Below are 19,015 nucleotides of genomic sequence, written 5' to 3'. Positions count from 1 at the left end.
AATAAGCGTTCCGGGAACCAGGCGCCACCTTTTCGCAGTGCCGACGGTTAAATTCGCTGCAATGTGGCCAAAACGACAGCCGCCGCTTTCTCACTGGGCGAGCCTTGCCCGAGCGCCATGATTTCGTCGAGTTCGGCGAAAGCCTGCACCTGTTGCCGCCGCTCCGGCGTATCCGCAAGCAGCGGCGCCAGCGCCTGAGCCAGGTTTTTGGGCGTGCAGTCCTGCTGCAGGAACTCAGGGACCACATTCCGGCCGAGGACCAGGTTAGCCAGTATCACGGAGGGTACCTTGATCAGCAGGCGGGCCACGACGGCCTCAAGTCCGGCCACCTTATAGCCCGTGACCATGGGCACCCCGGACAGGGCCAGTTCGAGAGTCGACGTACCGGATTTGGCCAGCGCGGCGCGGGCGCGGCGGAAAGCGGCGTATTTCTCGTGGGGTTGCGTCACAACCCGCGCCGGGAGCGGCCAACGCGCCACGGCCTCCCGGACGGCCGTCTCCAGCCGCTCTACGGTCGGCACCACCACCTCAAACGGGCCCATTTGGGCAGCCAGTTGGCCTAGAGCCGCGCCGAATACCTCTGCCATGCGCCGGACTTCGCCCGAACGGCTGCCGGGCATGGCGAGCACCAGCGGCGGACCTTCCAGCCGGCTCGCCGGTCCGCCTTCGGGCCGAAGCTTGTCGACCTGCTCGGCGAGCGGATGGCCGACGAAGACAGTCGGTGGTCCGCCGAGCCGGGCCATGGCCGCGGGCTCGAAGGGCAGCAGCGCCAATACGCGATCGACATAGCCGCGCATCGCCTTGGCCCGTCCGGACCGCCAGGCCCAGACCGACGGGCAGACATAATCGACGATCGGAATCTGCGGCGCCCTCGCCCGCACCTTGCGCGCGACGCGATGAGTAAACTCCGGGCTGTCGATGATAACCAGCAGGTCCGGTTTCGCCGCCACCACGGTATCGGCCGTTTCGTTGATGCGCTTGAGGATGGACGGCAGGTTTTTGACGATGGCAGCGAAGCCGATGATTGCTAACTCGCCGAGGGGAAACAGGCTCGCCACGCCCTCGTCCGCCATGTGACTGCCGCCGACGGCCGAGAAACGGATATCGGGGCGCTCTCGGCGCAACGCCCGGATCAGCGCCGCGCCGAGGCGATCGCCCGACTCTTCGCCGGCGACCAGATAGACATGCGGCCCGGGCGCGGCCGCCGTCATGGCAGCCGTTCCGGCACGCTGACGATGAAGATGCCAGCGCGGTCCGCGGCAGTGGCGAGCTTGTCAGCCTCGGCAATGACGGTGGCGCCGGCGACAACGGCAATGCCGGCAAGCCCGGCCTGCGCCACACTCTCCACCGTACGCGGTCCGATCGACGGCAGATCGAAGCGGCGATCCTGATCGCGTTTCGGCGCCTTCACCATGACACCGCGGCCACTCGCCGCGCGGATGCGGCCATTCGCACGCAGCTCGGCGACCCGCGCCAACATTAAATCTGTACCTTCCACGGCTTCGACCGCGAGCACATGACGGTTCGCAACGACGACCGCCTGCCCGATATCGAACGAGCTCGCGGCGTCGAGATAGTCGAGGCCGAATTCGATATCGGCGCGGTCGGCCTCGCTCGGCTGCACGCGGCCGAGGACGCCTTGCGGCGCGAGAATTTCCGGCGCCACCTCATGCGCGCCGCGCAAGCGAAAGCCTTCTTCTTCGAGAAGCCGCGCCATGCCGGTGAGCAGATGATCGTCGCCGCCCCGGAACGCCGCGATGATGCGCGGCATCATGGTCCACGCCTTGAAATCGGGGATCGTCTGCAGAATGCGCGGGCGCACCAGCGAGCCGATGAACACGACGTCTTTCGCGCCTTCGGCGCGGGCAAGGCGCATGAACTTGCCGAGCTGTCCGATCCTGATCCGATGATGCGGATAGCGTTCGACCGGCAATCCATCGGCGGCGCCGGTCAGCGGAAACAACACGACCTTGCGACCGCGCGCCGCGACATAGTCGGCCACGGCCATCGGTAGAGCGCCGCCGCCGCAGATCATGGCCAGCGGTCCTTCAGACGGCGCGGCCAGATCGGCGTTCATTGGAGGTCTTCCGCCCCGTTGCGCATCGAGGCCATGGTCAGAGGCCTTTTGCCGGCGCGAATGAACTCGATGATGCGCATCACCAGCGCGTCACCGGCGTAGTCCGCGGCCACCTTGTCGATACGCGGCTTGAACTCACCATCGCCGAAGAACAGGTCTTGATAGGCGGCGCGCACGCGATGCACTTCGCTCTTGCTCAAACCGCGCCGGCGCATACCGACAACGTTAAGTCCGACAAGATCGGCCAAGGGTCCGTGCGCCATGCCGAACGGGATCACATCGGCGCGCACGCCGGACAGGCCGACGATCATCGCACCTTCCCCGATGCGAACGAACTGGCGCACCGCGACGCCGCCACCGAACACAACATTGTCGCCGATCTGCGAATGGCCACCGAGCAGCACGTTGTTGGCGAAAATTACCTTGTTGCCGACGACGCAATCATGGGCGACATGGCTGCCGACCATGAAGAAGCAGTTGTTGCCGACGGTGGTGACGCCGCGATCGGCCGCGGTGCCGGTGTTCATGGTGACGTGTTCGCGAATGTCGTTGTCTTCGCCGACTTCGAGCCGCGTCGGCTCGCCCTTGTAGCCGAGCGACTGAGGCGGCGTGCCCAGCGAAGCGAACGGATAAACGATCGTGCGCGCGCCGATCGTGGTGTGGCCGGTGACGTTGACATGCGAAACGAGGCGCACGCCATCGGCGAGCTTCACATTCGGGCCGACGGTGCAGAACGGGCCGATTTGAACGCCCGCGCCGATGACCGCGCCGGATGCAACGCGCGCGCTCGGGTCAATCTGACTATCAGCCATAAATCACTTCTTTTTGCGCATGATCTTGTCCGAAAACCGGTTCCCACTTTTCGGGATCATGCGCTAACGGTCGGAAATCATGGCGCCGAGATCGGCTTCGGCGACCACGTTGCCGGCGACCTTGGCGACGCCGCGGTACCACCACATGTTCTTGCGCCGCGCCGTGCGCGTCATGTGATATTCGAGCGTGTCGCCCGGCCTCACCGGCTTACGGAATTTTGCGTTGTCGATGGTCAAGAAGAACACCGATTTCGGTTGTTCCGACGTCGTCGCGCCGATGCAGAGCACGCCCGCGGTCTGCGCCATGCCCTCGATCATCAGCACGCCGGGAAAGATCGGGTTGCCGGGAAAGTGGCCCTGAAACTGCGGTTCGTTGATGGTGACGTTCTTGATGCCGCAGCCATACTCATCGCCGCGGATATCGACGACACGATCGACAAGCAGGAACGGATAGCGATGCGGCAGCCTCTGCATCACCGTCGCGATGTCGGCCGCTTCCAGCGTCGTGACCATTTCATCCATAACGGCTCTCTCACTCATCGGCCGCGACGCTGTCTTTTTGACGCGCTGCCCGCTCGACCATCTTGATTTCCCGCAGCCACTGCCTCATCGGCTTGGCCGGGGAACCACCCCACCGCGATCCGGGCGGCACGTCATTGGCGACATTCGACGATGCCGCGATCTGCGAACCCTCGCCAATCGTGACGTTGGGAATCGCGCCAGCCCGGGCGCCCATCGCAACAAAGTCCTCCAGCGTGGCGCTGCCCGAAATACCCGTAAAAGCAACCAGAACGCAATGCCGGCCGATTGAGACATTGTGGCCGATCTGCACCAGGTTGTCGATTTTGGTGCCCTCGCCAATGACGGTATCGCGGATGGCGCCACGGTCGACCGTGGTACCCGCGCCGATTTCGACGTCGTCCTGAATGATGACGCGCCCGATCTGCGGCACCTTGAGATGTCCGGTACCGCCCATGACATAGCCAAAGCCGTCCTGGCCGATCTTGCAGCCGGGATGGATAATGACGCGGTCGCCGATCAGAGAATTGCTGATGACGGCGCTGGCACCGATCGAGCAATCGCGGCCGATACGCACGCCGGATCCGATCACCGCGGTCGCGCCAATCACGGTGCCGCTGCCGATCTCGGCGCCGGCGCCGATGACCGCGCCCGGCTCTACCGTCGCGCCGCTTTCCAAGCGCGCTGTCTCTTCGATATGCGCACCTGCGGTCGCACCGGCGGACACGATCGATATCGGTCGCAGAGAGTCCGGGAACAGCGCCCGCGAGACCTGCACGAAAGCCCTGAACGGTTCGCGCACGATCAGCGCCGTGGTCCGCGACGGCAACAGAGCGGTCAGGTCGGCACGCGTCAGACACACGGCCGCATGGGTCGCAGCCGCGTCCTTGGCGAAGTTCTTGTTGTCGAAAAACGTGATGTCGTACGGCGACGCACGATCAAGCGGCGCCACGTTGACTACGCGACGTCCGCCGGCGCTGCCCGCCGCCATGGTGGCGCCGGTCAGCGTGACGACTTCATCAAGCGTCAGCCCGCCTGACTCGCGGAGAAATAGCGGCTCGCTCATCCCGACCTTGCTGCACTTGCCTGACGCCAGCCCCGACGCCGGATGGCCGCCGCCCGGGCGGGCGGCGATCAGAACTTGGTGCCGCCGCCGAACCGGAACATCTGCGTTTTGTCGCAGACTTCGCCGCCCAACGTCGCCTGCGCGCAGTACTTCTTGAGCGGATAAGCGAAGTCGAAGCGCAGCGGTCCGAGTGGCGAATCCCAGATCAGGCCGACACCGACCGACGAACGGATGTTGCTGGCGCTGTCGAGACCAACCGCGAGGGTTTCACCGGTGACGCTCCACGATGTCGGACCTTCATAGCCCCAGACGTTACCCGCATCGGCAAAGGCCGCGACCTTGATACCGATCTCCTTCGGCAGGAAGTAAAGCGGCGTCTGGAACTCGACACTTGCACCCCAGAACTTGGTGCCGCCCAACGCGTCGTTGTTGGTGCCGGAGGTCAGATCGCGCGGGCCGAGACCATTGGTGGCGAAGCCGCGCACGATGTTCGGACCCATCTGGAAGTGATCCAGCATGCGCAGGTCCTTGCTGCCCCAACCCGAGATATTGCCGCCTTGCACCTTGAGCACGCCGACCACATCCGGCACCACTTCGTAATAAGTGCGCGCTTCGGCAGTGGTACGGATGAAGTTCACGTCGCCGCCGACGCCAGCGAAGTCCTGCTTGAGTTCGGCATAGAGACCAGACGTCGGGCTCTTGTTGTTGTCGAGCGTGTTATAGGCGGTGGTGTAGCCGACCATCGACACCGTAACCGGGCCATTGGCGAGTTCCTTGCGGACGGCCAGCGAAGCTTCGCCGTCGGCATAACACTCATCGCCAGGCGTCACCGGCAGAGCATGCGCGTGATAGCCCGACGGCGTGCCGGACGAGAATATCGAACCCGGCGTCGTGCCTGGATACTTACAGTTATTGTACTGATCCGGCAGCGTGATTTCCTGCCGGTAGATCGAATAACGCGGCGCGAACGACAGCTCCTCCGTCAGCGCAAAACCGAGACGTAGGTTGGTGCCGTAGGTCGTGATGTCGTACGAAACCGAGTTCGACGCGTCGTTCTTGCGCGCGAACAGATCGATGCCGCCCGCCATGCGGTAGCCAAGCAAATAGGGCTCGACAAAGTTCAGGTCGATGCCGCGGGTGCGCTGACCCCAGGTCACGGCCGCCTTCGCGAACTGGCCGCGGCCCATCAGGTTACGGTCGGCAACGCTGGCTTCGGCGATGAAGCCGTCGGCGGTCGAGTAGCCGCCAGCGATGGAGAATTCGCCGGTCGAGGTTTCCTCGACATTGACGTTGACCACGACGCGGTCGGGCGCCGAGCCCGGCTCGTTGGTGATCTTCACCGTCTTGAAGAAGTTGAGGTTCTTGAGGCGGCGCTCCGCGCGGTCGATCAACGCGCGGTTATAAGCGTCGCCTTCCGAAATATCGAACTCGCGACGGATCACATAGTCACGGGTGCGGATATTGCCGCGGATGTTGATGCGCTCGATATAGGCGCGCGCACCCTCTTCGACGACAAAGGCAAGATTGATGGTGCGCGTCTCGGGCTTGCGCTCGCCGCGCGGGCGCACGTTGGCGAAGGCGTAGCCGCGCTTGGCGGCCTCGATCGACATCGCTTCGACGCTCTTCTCGACCATGTCGGCGTTGTAGATGCTGCCGGGAGACAGCTTGACCCTGCTGCGCAGGTCGCTGGTATCGATGGCCCGAACGTTGGAGATCACCTCGACGGTGCCAACGCGATACTGCGGGCCCTCGTCGATCGTGAAGGTGATGACGAAACCCTTCTTCGACGGATCGTATTCGCCGACCGCCGAAACGATACGCACGTCGGCATAGCCGTGCTTGAGATAAAAGCGGCGCAGCAGGTCGCGGTCGGCCTCAACGCGATCCGGATCGTAAATGTCCGTGGTCTGCAGGAAGCTCAGGAAGTTGCTTTCCGCGGTCTTGATGACGTCCTTCAGGCGGCTGCGCGAAAACGCATTGTTGCCGACAAAACGGATGTCCTTGACGCCGGTCTTCTCGCCTTCCTTGATCTCGAAGACAAGGTTCACGCGATTGTTCGGCAGTTCGATGATCTTCGGCGTGACGGTAACGTCGAAGCGGCCGCTGCGCTGATAGATCTCGATGATGCGCTGCACGTCCGACTGCACCGTCGGCTTCGACAAGGTGCCGCGCGCTTTCGACTGCACTTCGAGCTTGAGCTGGTCGTCCTTGGCCTTCTTGTTGCCCTCGAAGGCGACCTGATTGATCACAGGGTTCTCGACCACGGTCACGACCAGACGACCGCCGGCATTGCTGGTGCGGACGTCTTCGAACAGACCGGTCGCGTAAAGCGCCTTCAGGCCCTCGTCGATCTCGGCGGCGCCGAGACGGCCGCCCGGGCCGGCGCGGAAATAGGAACGGATGGTGTCGGCTTCAACGCGCCGGTTGCCTTGCACGGCGATCGAACTCGCCGACTGGGCCATAGCGGGCGTGGAGGCGGAAATGGTCACACCGGCGGTCCCAACAAGGATACCACCGAGGAAGACCAGAGAGAGGGTCAGTCCCCGAACAACCCGCACACTAAGTCCCATGCGCAACGCGCCCTTTTTTTAGTCCCTGCGGCCGATACCGCACCTGGCCCCGACCGACTCTTTTTGGCCCGTCGTCGGGTAGCGTTGTACAGCGTTTTGGGCGCGCTGCAAACGAAACTGCCAGCCGGACTTTCCCTTTCCCCTCATCAAGTTGCAGCTCGGCAACGATTATGACGTCGCCAGATGGAGGATGTCATTAAAGGTTGCAAAAATCATCAACATCAACACGATCGCCAGCCCGATTCTGAACCCTACCTCCTGGGCGCGTTCCGACAGCGGGCGGCCCCGGACGGCCTCGACCGCGTAGAACAAAAGGTGGCCGCCATCCAGCAGAGGGATCGGGAACAGGTTGAGTAGGCCAATGGACACCGACAGAACCGCCGTCAGGTGCAAAAGCGCCACGAAACCGGCGGTGGCCACCTGGCCCGACACCTGGGCAATACGGATCGGACCGCCGAGCTGGTCGGCGCTCTCTCGGCCCGCGAAAATCCCGCCGATGTAAGAGAGGGTTCGATCGACCACGAACCAGGTTTCCTGGGCGCCGGCCACCAAGGCAGCGACAGGTCCCATCGTCTCGGTCCGAATGTCTCCGGGAGCCATCGACCGGCTGATGCCGAGCACGCCGAGACGGTGGACGTTGCCGAAGTTGTCTTTCACTTCCCGCATCTGCGGTACGGCGGTGAGTTGGACGCGCTCGCCACCACGATCGACCTCAACCGCGAGCTTCTCGCCCGCGCTGATGCTGACGATACGCTGCATATCGGCAAAGCTGCTGATCTTGTTGCCGTTGATCGACAGCACCAGGTCGCCTGGCTTGAACCCGGCAGCCTGGGCGGCGCTGCTGTCCTGGATCGTATCGACGCGCGCGGTGGTGGTCTGTTTGCCGGCGACCATGAAGACGCCGGCGAAAATCAGGATCGCGAGGATGAAGTTGGCGATGGGGCCGGCTGCGACTACGGCCGCGCGCGGGCCAACCGGCTTGTGGACGAAGGAAACCTTGCGCTCCTCTTCGCTCATGGCCTTGGCGGCCTCGTGGTCGGGCACGCTCGCAGCGTTGTCGTCGCCGAGGAATTTTACGTAGCCGCCAAGCGGAATGGCCGACAGCTTCCAGCGGGTGCCGTAACGGTCGTTGAAGCCAACAATCTCGGGCCCGAAACCGATCGAGAAAGCCATGACCTTCACGCCGCACCAGCGCGCGACCAGGAAGTGGCCCAGCTCATGGAAGAACACGACGATGGTCAGGACGAACAGGAACGGAACGATGTAGCCGGCCGCCCCGCCACCGAAGGCGCCCAATTGCTCGAAAACGCTCATCTGAAATCCTCGTCCCGGCCCAGACGGGCCACACTATGTCCGAAAGGTGACTAGTGCCGCCGATTTGAAGTTCCTGTGCAGTCTACCGCAAATTCTTTCAGGAACTTCAAATCGATAAGCGGCACTAGTACGAATATACTTGCCAGTGCCCTTTCGTTTCCGAAGTTCGTGTCTGAGGTTGCCTCAACGTATCACGAACTTCGGAAACAGGGCACTAGAATGCCTTTACGGCATTATTGAGCAAGAGCTCACGGGCCAGTCCTCTCGCGGTATGGTCAACGGCGAGAGCCGCCTCGACGGATACCGGCTCGGCCAGAAGCCCACGCCTGGCGGCGGCTTCGAGGGTCGCCTCGACCAGCGCCGCGATCCCGGGGAAGCTCAGGCCCCCGGCCATGAATTGGGCGACCGCCACCTCGTCGGCGGCATTGAGCACCGTCGGCGCCGCGCCGCCCGTCATCATCGCCTGCCGGGCCAGAGCGAGGGCCGGAAACCGGGTGAGGTCCGGGTTCTCGAAAGTCAGTTCGCGCAAGGCTGCCAGATCGAGCCGTGGCACCGGGCCGTCGAGCCGCTCCGGATAGGCGAGGCAGTGGGCGATCGGCACCCGCATATCCGCCGGTCCGAGCTGGGCGACCACCGAGCCGTCGCGGAACTCGACCAGCCCATGCACCACGGACTGCGGGTGCACCAGCACCTCGATCTCGTCGGGCGCAAGACCGAACAGGTGATGCGCCTCGATCACCTCGAGGCCCTTGTTCATCAGCGTCGCGGAGTCGATCGTGACCTTCGGGCCCATCGACCAGTTCGGATGCTTGAGTGCCTGATCCGGCGTCGCTGCCCTGATCTGGTCCAGCGTCCAGGTCCGGAACGGTCCACCCGACGCGGTGAGGATCACCCGCGACACGTCCTCCCGCCGACCCGCACCGAGCGCCTGGAACACGGCGTTGTGCTCGCTATCCACCGGCAGCACCGCCGCGCCGGACATCTTCGCACGGCGCATGAACAAAGAGCCGGCACAGACGAGGCATTCCTTGTTGGCAAGCGCGACGGTCGCGCCCCGCTCGATCGCGGCCAAAGTCGGCTTCAGGCCGACGGCACCTGCAATCGCCGCCATCACCCAATCGGCCGGGCGTTGCGCGGCTTCGATCAGGCCCGCCGCGCCCGCCGCGGTTTCGATACCGGTACCGGCAAGCGCCGATTTGAGATCGGCGTAACCGGCGTCATCAGCGAGCACGGCGACACGGGCGCCGAGATCGCGCGCAATCGCAGCCAGCGCCGCTGCATTGCTGTTCGCGGTCACCGCTTCGACGCGGAAGCGTTCCGGCGAGCGTTTGATAAGATCGACCGTACTCGAGCCGATCGATCCTGTAGCGCCGAGAATGCTGACGCTGCGCGCTTTCGTTTGCGGCTTCGACGATGATAGCCTGGTCGCTGCGAGCCCGCCGACACTCATGCCGCTCACCATATCAACAGGCCGCGCGCCGGCTCGTCGAAACCGCCGCGCCACAGACCGATGGCAACCGCGACGATCACCGCCGCCCAGAAGCCGTCGAGCCGGTCCATGACACCGCCATGGCCGGGAATGAGCTGACTGGCATCCTTGGCGTTGAAATGGCGTTTGACCTGCGATTCAAGAAGATCGCCTGCCTGCGACACAATCGACAGCACAAACGCGACAGCGGCAATGGCCGCGATGTTGAGCCCGCCGAACATCGTAGCGACCGCCCATGACGCGACGATTGCGCCAATGGTGCCACCGACAGCGCCCGACCAGGTCTTCTTCGGGCTGACCGAGGGCATCAGCTTCGGTCCGCCAATGGCGCGGCCGGTGAAATAAGCCAGCACGTCGGTAGTCCATACGACGGCGAACAACAGAACGATGGCGGCGAAACCGGTCCAGTCCTCGCCGCGCAGGACGATCGGTGCCAGCATCATGCTGCCGGCATAGCCAATACCCGCGACGATCCACAGACGTTGCGTGCGTGGCACAAAAATCGATGCGGCGAGCGCGCCCAGCACGATCAGCAGCACCGCCGCGACGGGATGGTCGGTCCAGGCCAGCACCGCGGCCGCCACGATCGCACCGCCGCACGACACGAGCATCAGCCGGTGATCGCGACCGGCAACCAGGCCGATCCACTCCCAAAGCACCGCGAGCGCCGCGAGCACCCAGAAAACCGCGAACACCCAGCCGCCCAGATACGCCACACCGATGGCGACCGGCGCCATCACGGCGGCGGAGATAACGCGAAGCAAAAGATTGCTGGGCTTGCGCTCTGACGTGTCGGCCGGCGCCGTCATCACGATGCGGTCCTGGCAGCGAGACCGCCGAAGCGTCGCTCGCGCTGACGGAAGCTGTCGATCGCCGCCTCCAGCGCCGCGCGGTCGAAATCGGGCCAGTAGGTCGGCACGAAGACGAGTTCGCTGTAGGCCGACTGCCACAGCAGGAAATTCGACAGGCGCTGCTCGCCGCTGGTGCGGATGATCAGATCGGGATCGGGAATATCCGGCGCATCGAGGAAGCCCGCGAAGCTGTCCGGCGTAATATCGTCCGGCTTGAGCTTGCCATCGGCGACGAGTTGCGCGGCGCGTTTCGCCGCGCGCACGATCTCCTGCCGGGCGCCGTAATTGAAGGCGACCACCAGCGTGAGGTTCGTGTTGTTGCGGGTCAGTTCCTCGGCTTCGGTAAGCAGCCGCGCAATGTCGGGTTCGAGCCCTTCGCGCTCGCCGATGATGCGCACGCGCACGCCGCTCTCATGCAGTTGCGCGAGATCGTTGCGGATGAAGCGGCGCAGCAGCCCCATCAATTCGCCGACTTCGCTCGCCGGGCGCGACCAGTTCTCGGCGCTAAACGAGAAGATTGTGACGACCTTGATGCCGAGTTCGCCGGCGGCGCGGATCGTGCGTCGCACCGCTTCGACGCCGCGGCGGTGGCCCTCCACCCGCGGCATGCCCCGCGCCGACGCCCAGCGCCCGTTGCCATCCATGATGATGGCGACGTGATGCGGCACTTCCGTGGAAGCCGCGGTCTGCTGGTGCTCGGCGTCGGACATTCTCTGGCTCGACCTCAGACCGTGAGGATTTCCTTTTCCTTCGCAGCGAGCAACTGATCGACTTCGGCGATGCCGGCGTCGGTCGCCTTCTGGATCTCGGCGGTGAAACGCTCGATCTCGTCTTTGCCGTGATCCTTCTCGAGCTTCTTGAGCGTGTCGAGTGCGTCGCGGCGCACATGGCGCACGGCGACGCGCGCGGTCTCGGCATATTTGTGCGCGAGCTTCACCAATTCCTTGCGGCGATCCTGGTTCAGTTCGGGAATGCGCAGGCGGATGGTCTGACCTTCGGTCGCCGGCGACAGGCCGAGGTTGGAATCGACGATCGCCTTCTCAACTGCCTTGACCAGCGACTTGTCCCAGACGCTGACCGCGATCAGACGCGGCTCCGGCACCGTGACGCTGGCGCACTGATTGAGCGGCATGCTCTGGCCGTACGCGTCGACCATCACCGGATCGAGCAGATGGGTCGAGGCCCGGCCCGTGCGCAGGCCCGAGAGTTCGGTCTTCAGCGACGCGGCGGCTCCGGCCATACGACGCTTGATTTCGTTCATGTCATGAGTGGCATTGGCCATGACGCTTCCCCTGCTTGTTTAGGCGGCCGCCGTTCGATCGTATCGCGTGTGGCCTTCACCGTGCGCACATCGCAGCGGTAAGCCGGATTTAGTTCGTCCAGGCGGATTCGACTAGCCGACCAGCGTCGAACGCCCCTCGCCGCGCAACACAGCCTCGACCGCCCCCTTGGCCGCCATCGAGAAAACGATGATAGGCAAGCGGTTCTCGCGGGCAAGCGCGAAGGCCGTGCCATCCATCACCTTGAGGTCCTTTTCGAGGGCTTCCTGGTGGCTCACGCGGTCGTAGCGCGTCGCGGACGGGTCTTTCTTGGGGTCGGCGGTATAGACGCCATCGACATTGGTCGCTTTCAGCACCGCCTGGCAATCAAGTTCCGCGGCGCGCAGCACCGCAGTGGTATCGGTGGTGAAGAATGGATTGCCGGTCCCGGCGGCCAGCAAGACGACCCGGCCTTTGGCCAGATTCTTCATCGCGCGCTTGCGGTTGTAGGTCTCGCAGACAGCGGTCATGGCCAGCGCCGACAAAGTGCGCGCCTCGACCCCGGCGCGCTCGATAGCAGCTTCCAGCACCAGGCAGTTCATCACCGTGGCCAGCATGCCCATCGTGTCGCCGACCGGGCGCGGCACGCCGCGGTTCGACACTTCGACACCGCGGAAGATGTTGCCGCCACCGACGACGACGCCGAGTTCGACGCCCAGCTTCGCCGTCGCGGCGAGATCCGCGGCGATGCGCTCGACAATGGCCTGATCGATGCCGAAGCCCTTGTCGGCGGACAGCGCTTCGCCCGACAATTTGACGATGACGCGTTTGTACTTGGGATCAGCCATCGGCCCGCGGTCCCCTCATTGCGAGAGCGGCGGCGCCTTATGCACCGCCGCTTCCTTCGTTCAGTTCGGCTTGACCGCCGCCGCCACCTCGGCGGCGAAGTCCGATTCCTGTTTCTCGATGCCCTCGCCGAGCGCATAGCGCACAAAGCCGGTGATCTTGATCGGACCGCCGACCTTGCCTTCGGCTTCCTTCACCGCCTGCGCGACGCTCTTCTTGCCGGAGTCGTCGAAGATGAAGGGCTGCTCGAGGAAGGTCTGCTCCTTGTAGAAGGTCTTCAGGCCGTTCTCGACGATCTTCTCGATCATGTTCTCAGGCTTGCCCTGCTGACGGAACTTGTCGGCGAGCACGTCCTTTTCGCGCTTGATGACGTCGGCCGGCACGCCCGACGCGTCGAGCGCGATCGGGTTCGACGACGCGACATGCATCGCGAGCTGGCGGCCGAGCGCGGTGAGTTCGTCCACGTTGCCTGGCGATTCAAGGCCGACGATGACGCCGATCTTGCCGAGGCCCTCGGACACCGCGGTGTGCACGTACTGGCCGATCACGCCCTTGCTCACTTCGAGCGAGGCGGCGCGGCGCAAGGTCATGTTCTCGCCGATCTTGGCAATGGTGTCGTTGAAGGCATCGGCGACGGTGATCGAACCGACCTTGGTCGCCTTGATCTTCTCGACATCGGTGCCGACGTCAAACGCAACATCCGCGCTCATCAACACAAGACCCTGGAACAGATCGTTGCGCGCGACAAAGTCGGTTTCCGAATTCACCTCGACGACCACGGCCTTGGTGCCCTTGACCTTCACGCCGATCAGACCTTCGGCGGCGACGCGGCCGGCCTTCTTGGCAGCCTTCGACAAGCCCTTCTTGCGCAGCCAGTCCTGGGCCTGGGCCATGTCGCCGGCAGTCTCGTTCAGCGCGGCCTTGCAATCCATCATGCCGGCGCCGGTCGACTCGCGCAGCTCCTTGACCATCTGTGCGGTGATATTTGCCATCGGTAAAATCCTTTATCCGCCAAGGCGGCCAAAGTCCGGGACTTTGGCCGCTGGCGTCTTTCGTTCAGAGCGAGTTGCCGGCACCCTATATGGGGGCCGGCCGATCATTTTGTTACTCGGCGTCCGCGAGCATGGTCTTCGCCTTGGCGATCCAGCCATCGACGCGACCCGGCAGGCCGACTTCTTCGCCGACATTATGCGCAGCGGTCGGTGACAGTTCGGCGATCTGCGAATAGTGGAAGATGCCGAGATCGTTGAGCTGCTTTTCGATCGCGCCCGAGACACCGGGCAGCTTCTTGAGGTCGTCGGCGACGCCGCGCGGTCCCGGAAGCTGTTCGAAGCCGAGGTCGGCGGTGGCCGGGGCCGTCGGGATCGGCTCCGCAATCGGCTTTTCCGAGGCGCCGAGATCGACGCCGCGCTCGCCCTGCGCTCGCGCGATGCCGTCGATGGCGGCCTTCGCGATCAGGTCGCAATACAGCGACAAAGCGCGGCTGGCGTCATCGTTGCCCGGCACGACGTAGGTGATGCCGTTCGGATCGCAGTTGGTGTCGACGACGGCGGCGACCGGGATGTTGAGCCGGCGCGCTTCCTTGATCGCGATGTCTTCCTTGTTGGTGTCGATCACGAAAATCAGGTCGGGCACGCCGCCCATGTCCTTGATGCCGCCGAGCGAGCGATCGAGCTTGTCGCGCTCGCGCTGCATCGTCAGGCGCTCTTTCTTGGTGTAGCCGCCGGCATCCGCCGAGTTGAGGATCTCTTCCAGCTTGCGCAGGCGCTGGATCGAGCCCGAGATCGTCTTCCAGTTGGTCAGCGTGCCGCCGAGCCAGCGCGAATTGACGTAGTACTGGGCGCAGCGCTTGGCAGCGTCGGCGATCGGGTCCTGCGCCTGGCGCTTGGTGCCGACGAACAGGATGCGGCCGCCCTTGGCGACGGTATCCGACACGGCCTTGAGCGCCGTGTGCAGCAGCGGCACGGTCTGGGCGAGGTCGACGATGTGAATGTTGTTGCGGGTGCCGAAGATGTATTGACCCATCTTCGGGTTCCAGCGGTGGGCCTGATGGCCGAAATGGACGCCAGCCTCGAGAAGCTGACGCATCGAGAAGTCAGGAAGAGCCATAGATATTCTCCGGTTGATCCGCCGCGGAGGGTGTGTGAGCCCTTAAATTAGCCTTTGATTTTCAAAGGGAAATTGGGCCACCGGACGGCTTCTTCGCCCATTGTCGGGGCGAGAGGCCAACTCTCCGCGTGAGTGATGAGCCGGGCTTATATAGGCATGAATCGCGGGTGGCAAGGCGCCGGATGGCCCTTAAGGCCCTGAAAAGACGCACGTCATCGCCCCTGTTCTTTGAAGGCCCGGGGCGGCCTGCCTTCCCCTTCCCCCCTCGGCATACGCCGAGGGGATGGAGCGCCGCGAGGCGCTCTTCGATTTCGCACCTTGCGGTGCGCGGTTCTCCATAACGCGGAGAACCTGCGCCCCGCGGCGCTCCATCGCGGTGTCATTACGGCGGCGGGCCGCGCTTCTGGCGGCTGATCCGCTCTCGCGGGTAGCGCTCACCATCAGCAAGCTCCTTGCAGCCGGTCATATTGCCGGCGGGCGGAGCCCCGTCGCCGCCCGAGCGCCCGGCGTGCGTTTCGCCAGGCCCGCAGGCACCGCGCCCTGCTCCGTCAAAAAGACGCCTCTAGATGACGCCCTCGGCCGAGCAGGACGGTTATAGGAATAATCGCCGTAGGAATTAAAGTCAAGAGTCCTCGCGCCTCGTTCTTGACTCAATTACGTTATGTTATAACATTGCACTCATAGGATAGCTCCCATGCACAAGCTCCGCGACCAGATGCTCGCCGCCCCGGAATTCTTCGACCCCGAGCGGCTGCCGGCCCGTTTTAGCGAGGCCCAGGACCTGCTGCGCAAAGCCATCGCCAAGGCCGAATGCACCGGCATCACCGACGACACGCTGGCCGCCACGCTCATCAGCGAAGCCATGCCGCGCCTCGTCGCTGCCTACGGCCCGGCCCATGCCGCGCGCATCATCGCGATGTTCGCCGCCTGCCTCACCGCCGGCGCGCCGTCCAACGACCATCTGCAATGAGCCGACGCGCTCGTCTTACCGACAATGGACTCCCAAGAAGACTCCCATGAGCAAACTCCCCGTCACCGTCCTTTCGGGCTTTCTCGGCGCCGGCAAAACGACGCTGATGAATCACGTTCTCAACAACCGGCAGGGCCTGAAGGTCGCTGTGATTGTGAACGACATGAGCGAAGTGAACATCGACGCCGACCTGATCAGGGATGGCGGTGCGAACCTGTCGCGGACGAATGAAACGCTGGTCGAAATGACCAATGGCTGCATCTGCTGCACCTTGCGCGAGGACCTACTCAAGGAAGTGCGCAAGCTGTCGGAGGAAGGCCGCTTCGATTATCTGCTGATCGAATCGACCGGCATTGCCGAGCCCCTGCCCGTCGCCGCCACCTTCTCGTTCCGCGACGAGAACGGCGACAGCCTGTCCGACGTCGCACGCCTCGACACCATGGTAACGGTGGTCGATGCCGCCAATCTGCTGAAGGACTATGCTTCGCGCGACTTCCTGCGCGACCGCGGCGAGTCGCTCGGCGAGGACGACAAGCGCACCCTGGTCGATCTGCTGGTCGATCAGATCGAATTCGCCGATGTGGTCGTGCTCAACAAGATCGCCGACGCAACCGAGGCGCAGGTGCAGGCGGCACGGCAGATCATCCGCTCGCTCAATCCCGACGCCGATCTCATCGAAACCGATTTCGCGCAGGTGCCGTTCGACCGCGTACTCGATACCGGCCGCTTCGATTTCGAAAAGGCCGAACAGCATCCGGTATGGGCCAAAGAATTGTACGGCTTCGCCGATCACATGCCGGAAACGGAAGAATACGGCGTGAAGAACTTTGTCTATCGCGCGCGGCGTCCGTTCGATCCGGAGAAATTCCAGCAGTTTCTCAATGAGCCCTGGCCCGGCGTGATCCGCGCGAAAGGTCACTTCTGGCTGGCGACGCGGCCGGAATGGCTCGGCGAACTCAGCCAGGCCGGCTCCATCGTGCGCACCGGCGCGCTCGGTTTCTGGTGGGCGGCGGTGCCGGAAGCGCGCTGGCCGCGCGATCCGAACTGGCAGCAAATGCTCAAACGCAACTGGAGCACGCTCTACGGCGACCGCCGTCAGGAGATCGTGTTCATCGGCACCAACATGGACGAGGAAGCGATCCGCGCCCGGCTCGATGCCTGCCTCGTGCGCGGCAAGCCCGGCATGGACATCGCCGCCTGGCGCAAGCTGACCGACCCGTTCCCGGTCTGGCAGCGGCAGGCGGGTTAGGCGCTTTTCTTTTGACGCGTTTTCTTCACGCGAGCCGGTGTCCACTTCGCTCGAAAACGCTTTAGCTCTCCTCCGGCGCCTTGGCGTTCCACAGAATGGCGACGCCGACGATGGCCGACAGCACCGAGGCGGCGAATACGGCGATCTTGGCGGCGGCGTAATCCGTCGCCACCGGAAAGGCCTGCCCGGCGATAAAGAGCGACATGGTGAAGCCGATGCCCGCGAGCGCGCCGGCGCCCGTGAGTTGCCGCCATGAATATTCCTCGGGCTTGACCGCCAGGCGCAGCGCCACCGCCAGCGCCGAGGCGCCGACGATACCGAGCGGCTTGCCGATCAGAAGCCCCACCCCGATCGCCAGCATCAGCGACTGGTGGCCCTGGAACACGTCGAGCGAGAACGCGACGCCGGCATTGGCCAAGGCGAACAGCGGCAGCACGATGTAGCTCGAGCGGTCGCCGGCGTGGCGCAGCAGGCGATCGGCCGGCGATTCAAACCGGTCGAAGATCGCATCGAGCGCGCGCAACGCGGCCGCCGATGGCCCATGGCGCAGCGCCTCGCCCGCGCGCTTGGATTCGGTGCCCATGATGGTGTTGGCCTGCGTGATCAGCGCCTGCATGTTCGCCGGCGGCCGCGTCGGAATGAACAGCGCCAGCAGCACGCCGGCGAGCGTCGCATGCAAACCGCCGGCATGGACGCAGGCCCACAGCACGATGCCAAGCACCGCATAGGGCGTAACGCTATAGAAGCGCCAACGGTTGAGCATCGCCAGCCCGATGAGCACGATGACGGCGCCGCCGAGCCAGCTCATGTGAAGCGAGCCGGTATAAAAAATCGCGACCACAACGATCGAACCAATATCGTCGACGATGGCGGCCGCGGTGAGAAAGATGCGCAGTTCGACCGGCACGCGGCTGCCCATCATGGCGATGAGTGCGATGGCGAAGGCCGTATCGGTCGCCATCGACGTGCCCCAGCCGTGCAGCCACGGCCCGGCCGGAATGATAGCGAGATAAAGCAGAGCCGGCACCACCATGCCGCCGATGGCGGCGGCAATCGGCAAGGCCGCCAGCCGCGGGCTCGACAGATGGCCGACGGTGAACTCGCGCTTGATCTCAAGGCCGACGACAAGAAAGAAGATCGTCAAGAGACCGTCGTTGATCCAGTGCAGCAGCGACAGATTGAAGGACGCGCCGCCGAGCGAGAAACCGAACGGAATGTTCCAGAACTGCGCGAAGGCTTCGCCGGCCATCGAATTGGTGAGCACCACGGCCAGCACGGTCGTGAGCAGCAACAGGATGCCGGCCGACGGCGCCCAACCGGCGAAATCGAGCGCCGCGATGCGGAAGCGATGGCCGAGCCGGTTGAGCAGCGCATCGAGGAACGAGCTTTCGTCCCACGGCCCGTCGTAGCGGCGGTTGTTGATGAAGAAAGTCGGCGTCACGAACACGCCGCTCTCCTTGGCGCTGTCGATATCGCGCTGAACATGAGCGGCCGCTTTCTGCGCGGCATCGCTGTTGACGTCCTCGAGCGGGATGCCGAGCAGTTCGGCCGCGGCGCCTAAGTCGTCTTCGGTCAGTTCGCCCGACCGCGTCATCAGGAGGACATGGGCTTCCCAGAATTTGGCCGGGTCGCCGCGTTCGATCAGCTCGGCGGCGCGCAGCGCCAGTTCGCTGCCGGTCAGCGGCTTGTGGCGGAAGATGTAACAGAGCCGGTCGCTCAGTTCCTCGCGCACCTCGATGATGCGCTCATTGGCGGCGCGGCAATAGGGACAGGCATAGCTGCCGTACTCGACGAGCGAGATCTGCGCTTTTTCCGAGCCGAGCACATGATCGGTTTCGGGATCGACCTGACGGTCGAGATAAGCACGGATCGTCGTCAAGGCCG

At 64.2% G+C, this 19,015-nt stretch carries 17 protein-coding genes; 2 read left to right on the top strand and 15 right to left on the bottom strand.

The window, feature by feature from the left end:
* Positions 1-47: 47 nt before the first annotated feature.
* The 14 genes from lpxB to E8Q40_RS11515 all read right to left on the bottom strand — a co-directional run bounded on the left by lpxB (position 48) and on the right by E8Q40_RS11515 (position 14,912).
* Positions 48-1,211 (bottom strand): lipid-A-disaccharide synthase, encoded by a 1,164-nt coding sequence (lpxB, locus tag E8Q40_RS11580; RefSeq protein ID WP_137044707.1) that lies wholly within the window; start codon positions 1,209-1,211, stop codon positions 48-50.
* A complete protein-coding gene (locus tag E8Q40_RS11575; RefSeq protein ID WP_137044706.1) occupies positions 1,208-2,077 on the bottom strand; it encodes an LpxI family protein in 870 nt (289 codons plus the stop codon). Before E8Q40_RS11575 ends, lpxB begins: the two co-directional genes overlap by 4 nt.
* Positions 2,074-2,889, bottom strand: coding sequence for an acyl-ACP--UDP-N-acetylglucosamine O-acyltransferase (lpxA, locus tag E8Q40_RS11570; RefSeq protein ID WP_137044705.1), 816 nt, complete (start codon positions 2,887-2,889; stop codon positions 2,074-2,076). The genes E8Q40_RS11575 and lpxA overlap by 4 nt, the downstream gene beginning before the upstream one ends.
* A gap of 63 nt (positions 2,890-2,952) precedes the next feature.
* The gene (fabZ, locus tag E8Q40_RS11565; protein ID WP_137044704.1) at positions 2,953-3,411 is read right to left on the bottom strand and encodes a 3-hydroxyacyl-ACP dehydratase FabZ; all 459 of its coding nucleotides are present in this window, start codon (positions 3,409-3,411) and stop codon (positions 2,953-2,955) included.
* A gap of 10 nt (positions 3,412-3,421) precedes the next feature.
* Positions 3,422-4,474, bottom strand: a complete 1,053-nt coding sequence (gene lpxD / locus E8Q40_RS11560; protein WP_137044703.1) for a UDP-3-O-(3-hydroxymyristoyl)glucosamine N-acyltransferase — start codon at positions 4,472-4,474, stop codon at positions 3,422-3,424.
* Between the two features lie 68 nt (positions 4,475-4,542).
* Positions 4,543-7,044 carry an outer membrane protein assembly factor BamA gene (bamA, locus tag E8Q40_RS11555; protein WP_137044702.1) on the bottom strand — a complete coding sequence of 834 codons (2,502 nt, stop codon included), beginning with the start codon at positions 7,042-7,044 and terminating at the stop codon, positions 4,543-4,545.
* A gap of 168 nt (positions 7,045-7,212) precedes the next feature.
* A complete protein-coding gene (gene rseP / locus E8Q40_RS11550; protein WP_137044701.1) occupies positions 7,213-8,358 on the bottom strand; it encodes an RIP metalloprotease RseP in 1,146 nt (381 codons plus the stop codon).
* A gap of 214 nt (positions 8,359-8,572) precedes the next feature.
* Positions 8,573-9,808 (bottom strand): 1-deoxy-D-xylulose-5-phosphate reductoisomerase, encoded by a 1,236-nt coding sequence (gene dxr, locus E8Q40_RS11545; RefSeq protein ID WP_168197809.1) that lies wholly within the window; start codon positions 9,806-9,808, stop codon positions 8,573-8,575.
* Positions 9,809-9,813: 5 nt separating this feature from the next.
* Positions 9,814-10,656, bottom strand: a complete 843-nt coding sequence (locus E8Q40_RS11540; RefSeq protein ID WP_137044699.1) for a phosphatidate cytidylyltransferase — start codon at positions 10,654-10,656, stop codon at positions 9,814-9,816.
* The gene (locus tag E8Q40_RS11535) at positions 10,656-11,408 is read right to left on the bottom strand and encodes an isoprenyl transferase (protein ID WP_137044698.1); all 753 of its coding nucleotides are present in this window, start codon (positions 11,406-11,408) and stop codon (positions 10,656-10,658) included. Before E8Q40_RS11535 ends, E8Q40_RS11540 begins: the two co-directional genes overlap by 1 nt.
* A gap of 14 nt (positions 11,409-11,422) precedes the next feature.
* Positions 11,423-11,980, bottom strand: coding sequence for a ribosome recycling factor (frr, locus tag E8Q40_RS11530; RefSeq protein ID WP_137044697.1), 558 nt, complete (start codon positions 11,978-11,980; stop codon positions 11,423-11,425).
* Between the two features lie 111 nt (positions 11,981-12,091).
* Complete coding sequence (pyrH, locus tag E8Q40_RS11525; RefSeq protein WP_137044696.1) at positions 12,092-12,805, bottom strand: UMP kinase; 714 nt, start codon at positions 12,803-12,805, stop codon at positions 12,092-12,094.
* A 60-nt stretch (positions 12,806-12,865) separates the two neighbouring features.
* The gene (tsf, locus tag E8Q40_RS11520; RefSeq protein WP_137044695.1) at positions 12,866-13,795 is read right to left on the bottom strand and encodes a translation elongation factor Ts; all 930 of its coding nucleotides are present in this window, start codon (positions 13,793-13,795) and stop codon (positions 12,866-12,868) included.
* Positions 13,796-13,907: 112 nt separating this feature from the next.
* Positions 13,908-14,912, bottom strand: a complete 1,005-nt coding sequence (locus tag E8Q40_RS11515; RefSeq protein ID WP_137044694.1) for a 30S ribosomal protein S2 — start codon at positions 14,910-14,912, stop codon at positions 13,908-13,910.
* A gap of 694 nt (positions 14,913-15,606) precedes the next feature.
* On the opposite strand from E8Q40_RS11515, the gene E8Q40_RS11510 reads away from it, so the two are divergent.
* Together E8Q40_RS11510 and zigA are read left to right on the top strand one after the other, a co-directional pair.
* Positions 15,607-15,882 (top strand): hypothetical protein, encoded by a 276-nt coding sequence (locus tag E8Q40_RS11510; RefSeq protein ID WP_137044693.1) that lies wholly within the window; start codon positions 15,607-15,609, stop codon positions 15,880-15,882.
* Between the two features lie 46 nt (positions 15,883-15,928).
* Complete coding sequence (zigA, locus tag E8Q40_RS11505; RefSeq protein ID WP_137044692.1) at positions 15,929-17,131, top strand: zinc metallochaperone GTPase ZigA; 1,203 nt, start codon at positions 15,929-15,931, stop codon at positions 17,129-17,131.
* 61 nt (positions 17,132-17,192) lie between these two features.
* Here zigA and nhaA read toward each other — a convergent pair whose 3' ends face one another.
* Entirely contained in the window at positions 17,193-19,010 is a 1,818-nt protein-coding gene (gene nhaA, locus E8Q40_RS11500) for a Na+/H+ antiporter NhaA (RefSeq protein ID WP_137044691.1), read from the bottom strand.
* Positions 19,011-19,015: the final 5 nt, after the last annotated feature.

This window comes from Pseudolabrys sp. FHR47 (assembly GCF_005153485.1).
In the GTDB taxonomy this organism is placed as follows: Bacteria; Pseudomonadota; Alphaproteobacteria; order Rhizobiales; family Xanthobacteraceae; genus Pseudolabrys.
This window is presented reverse-complemented; position numbering and strand designations above follow the sequence as displayed.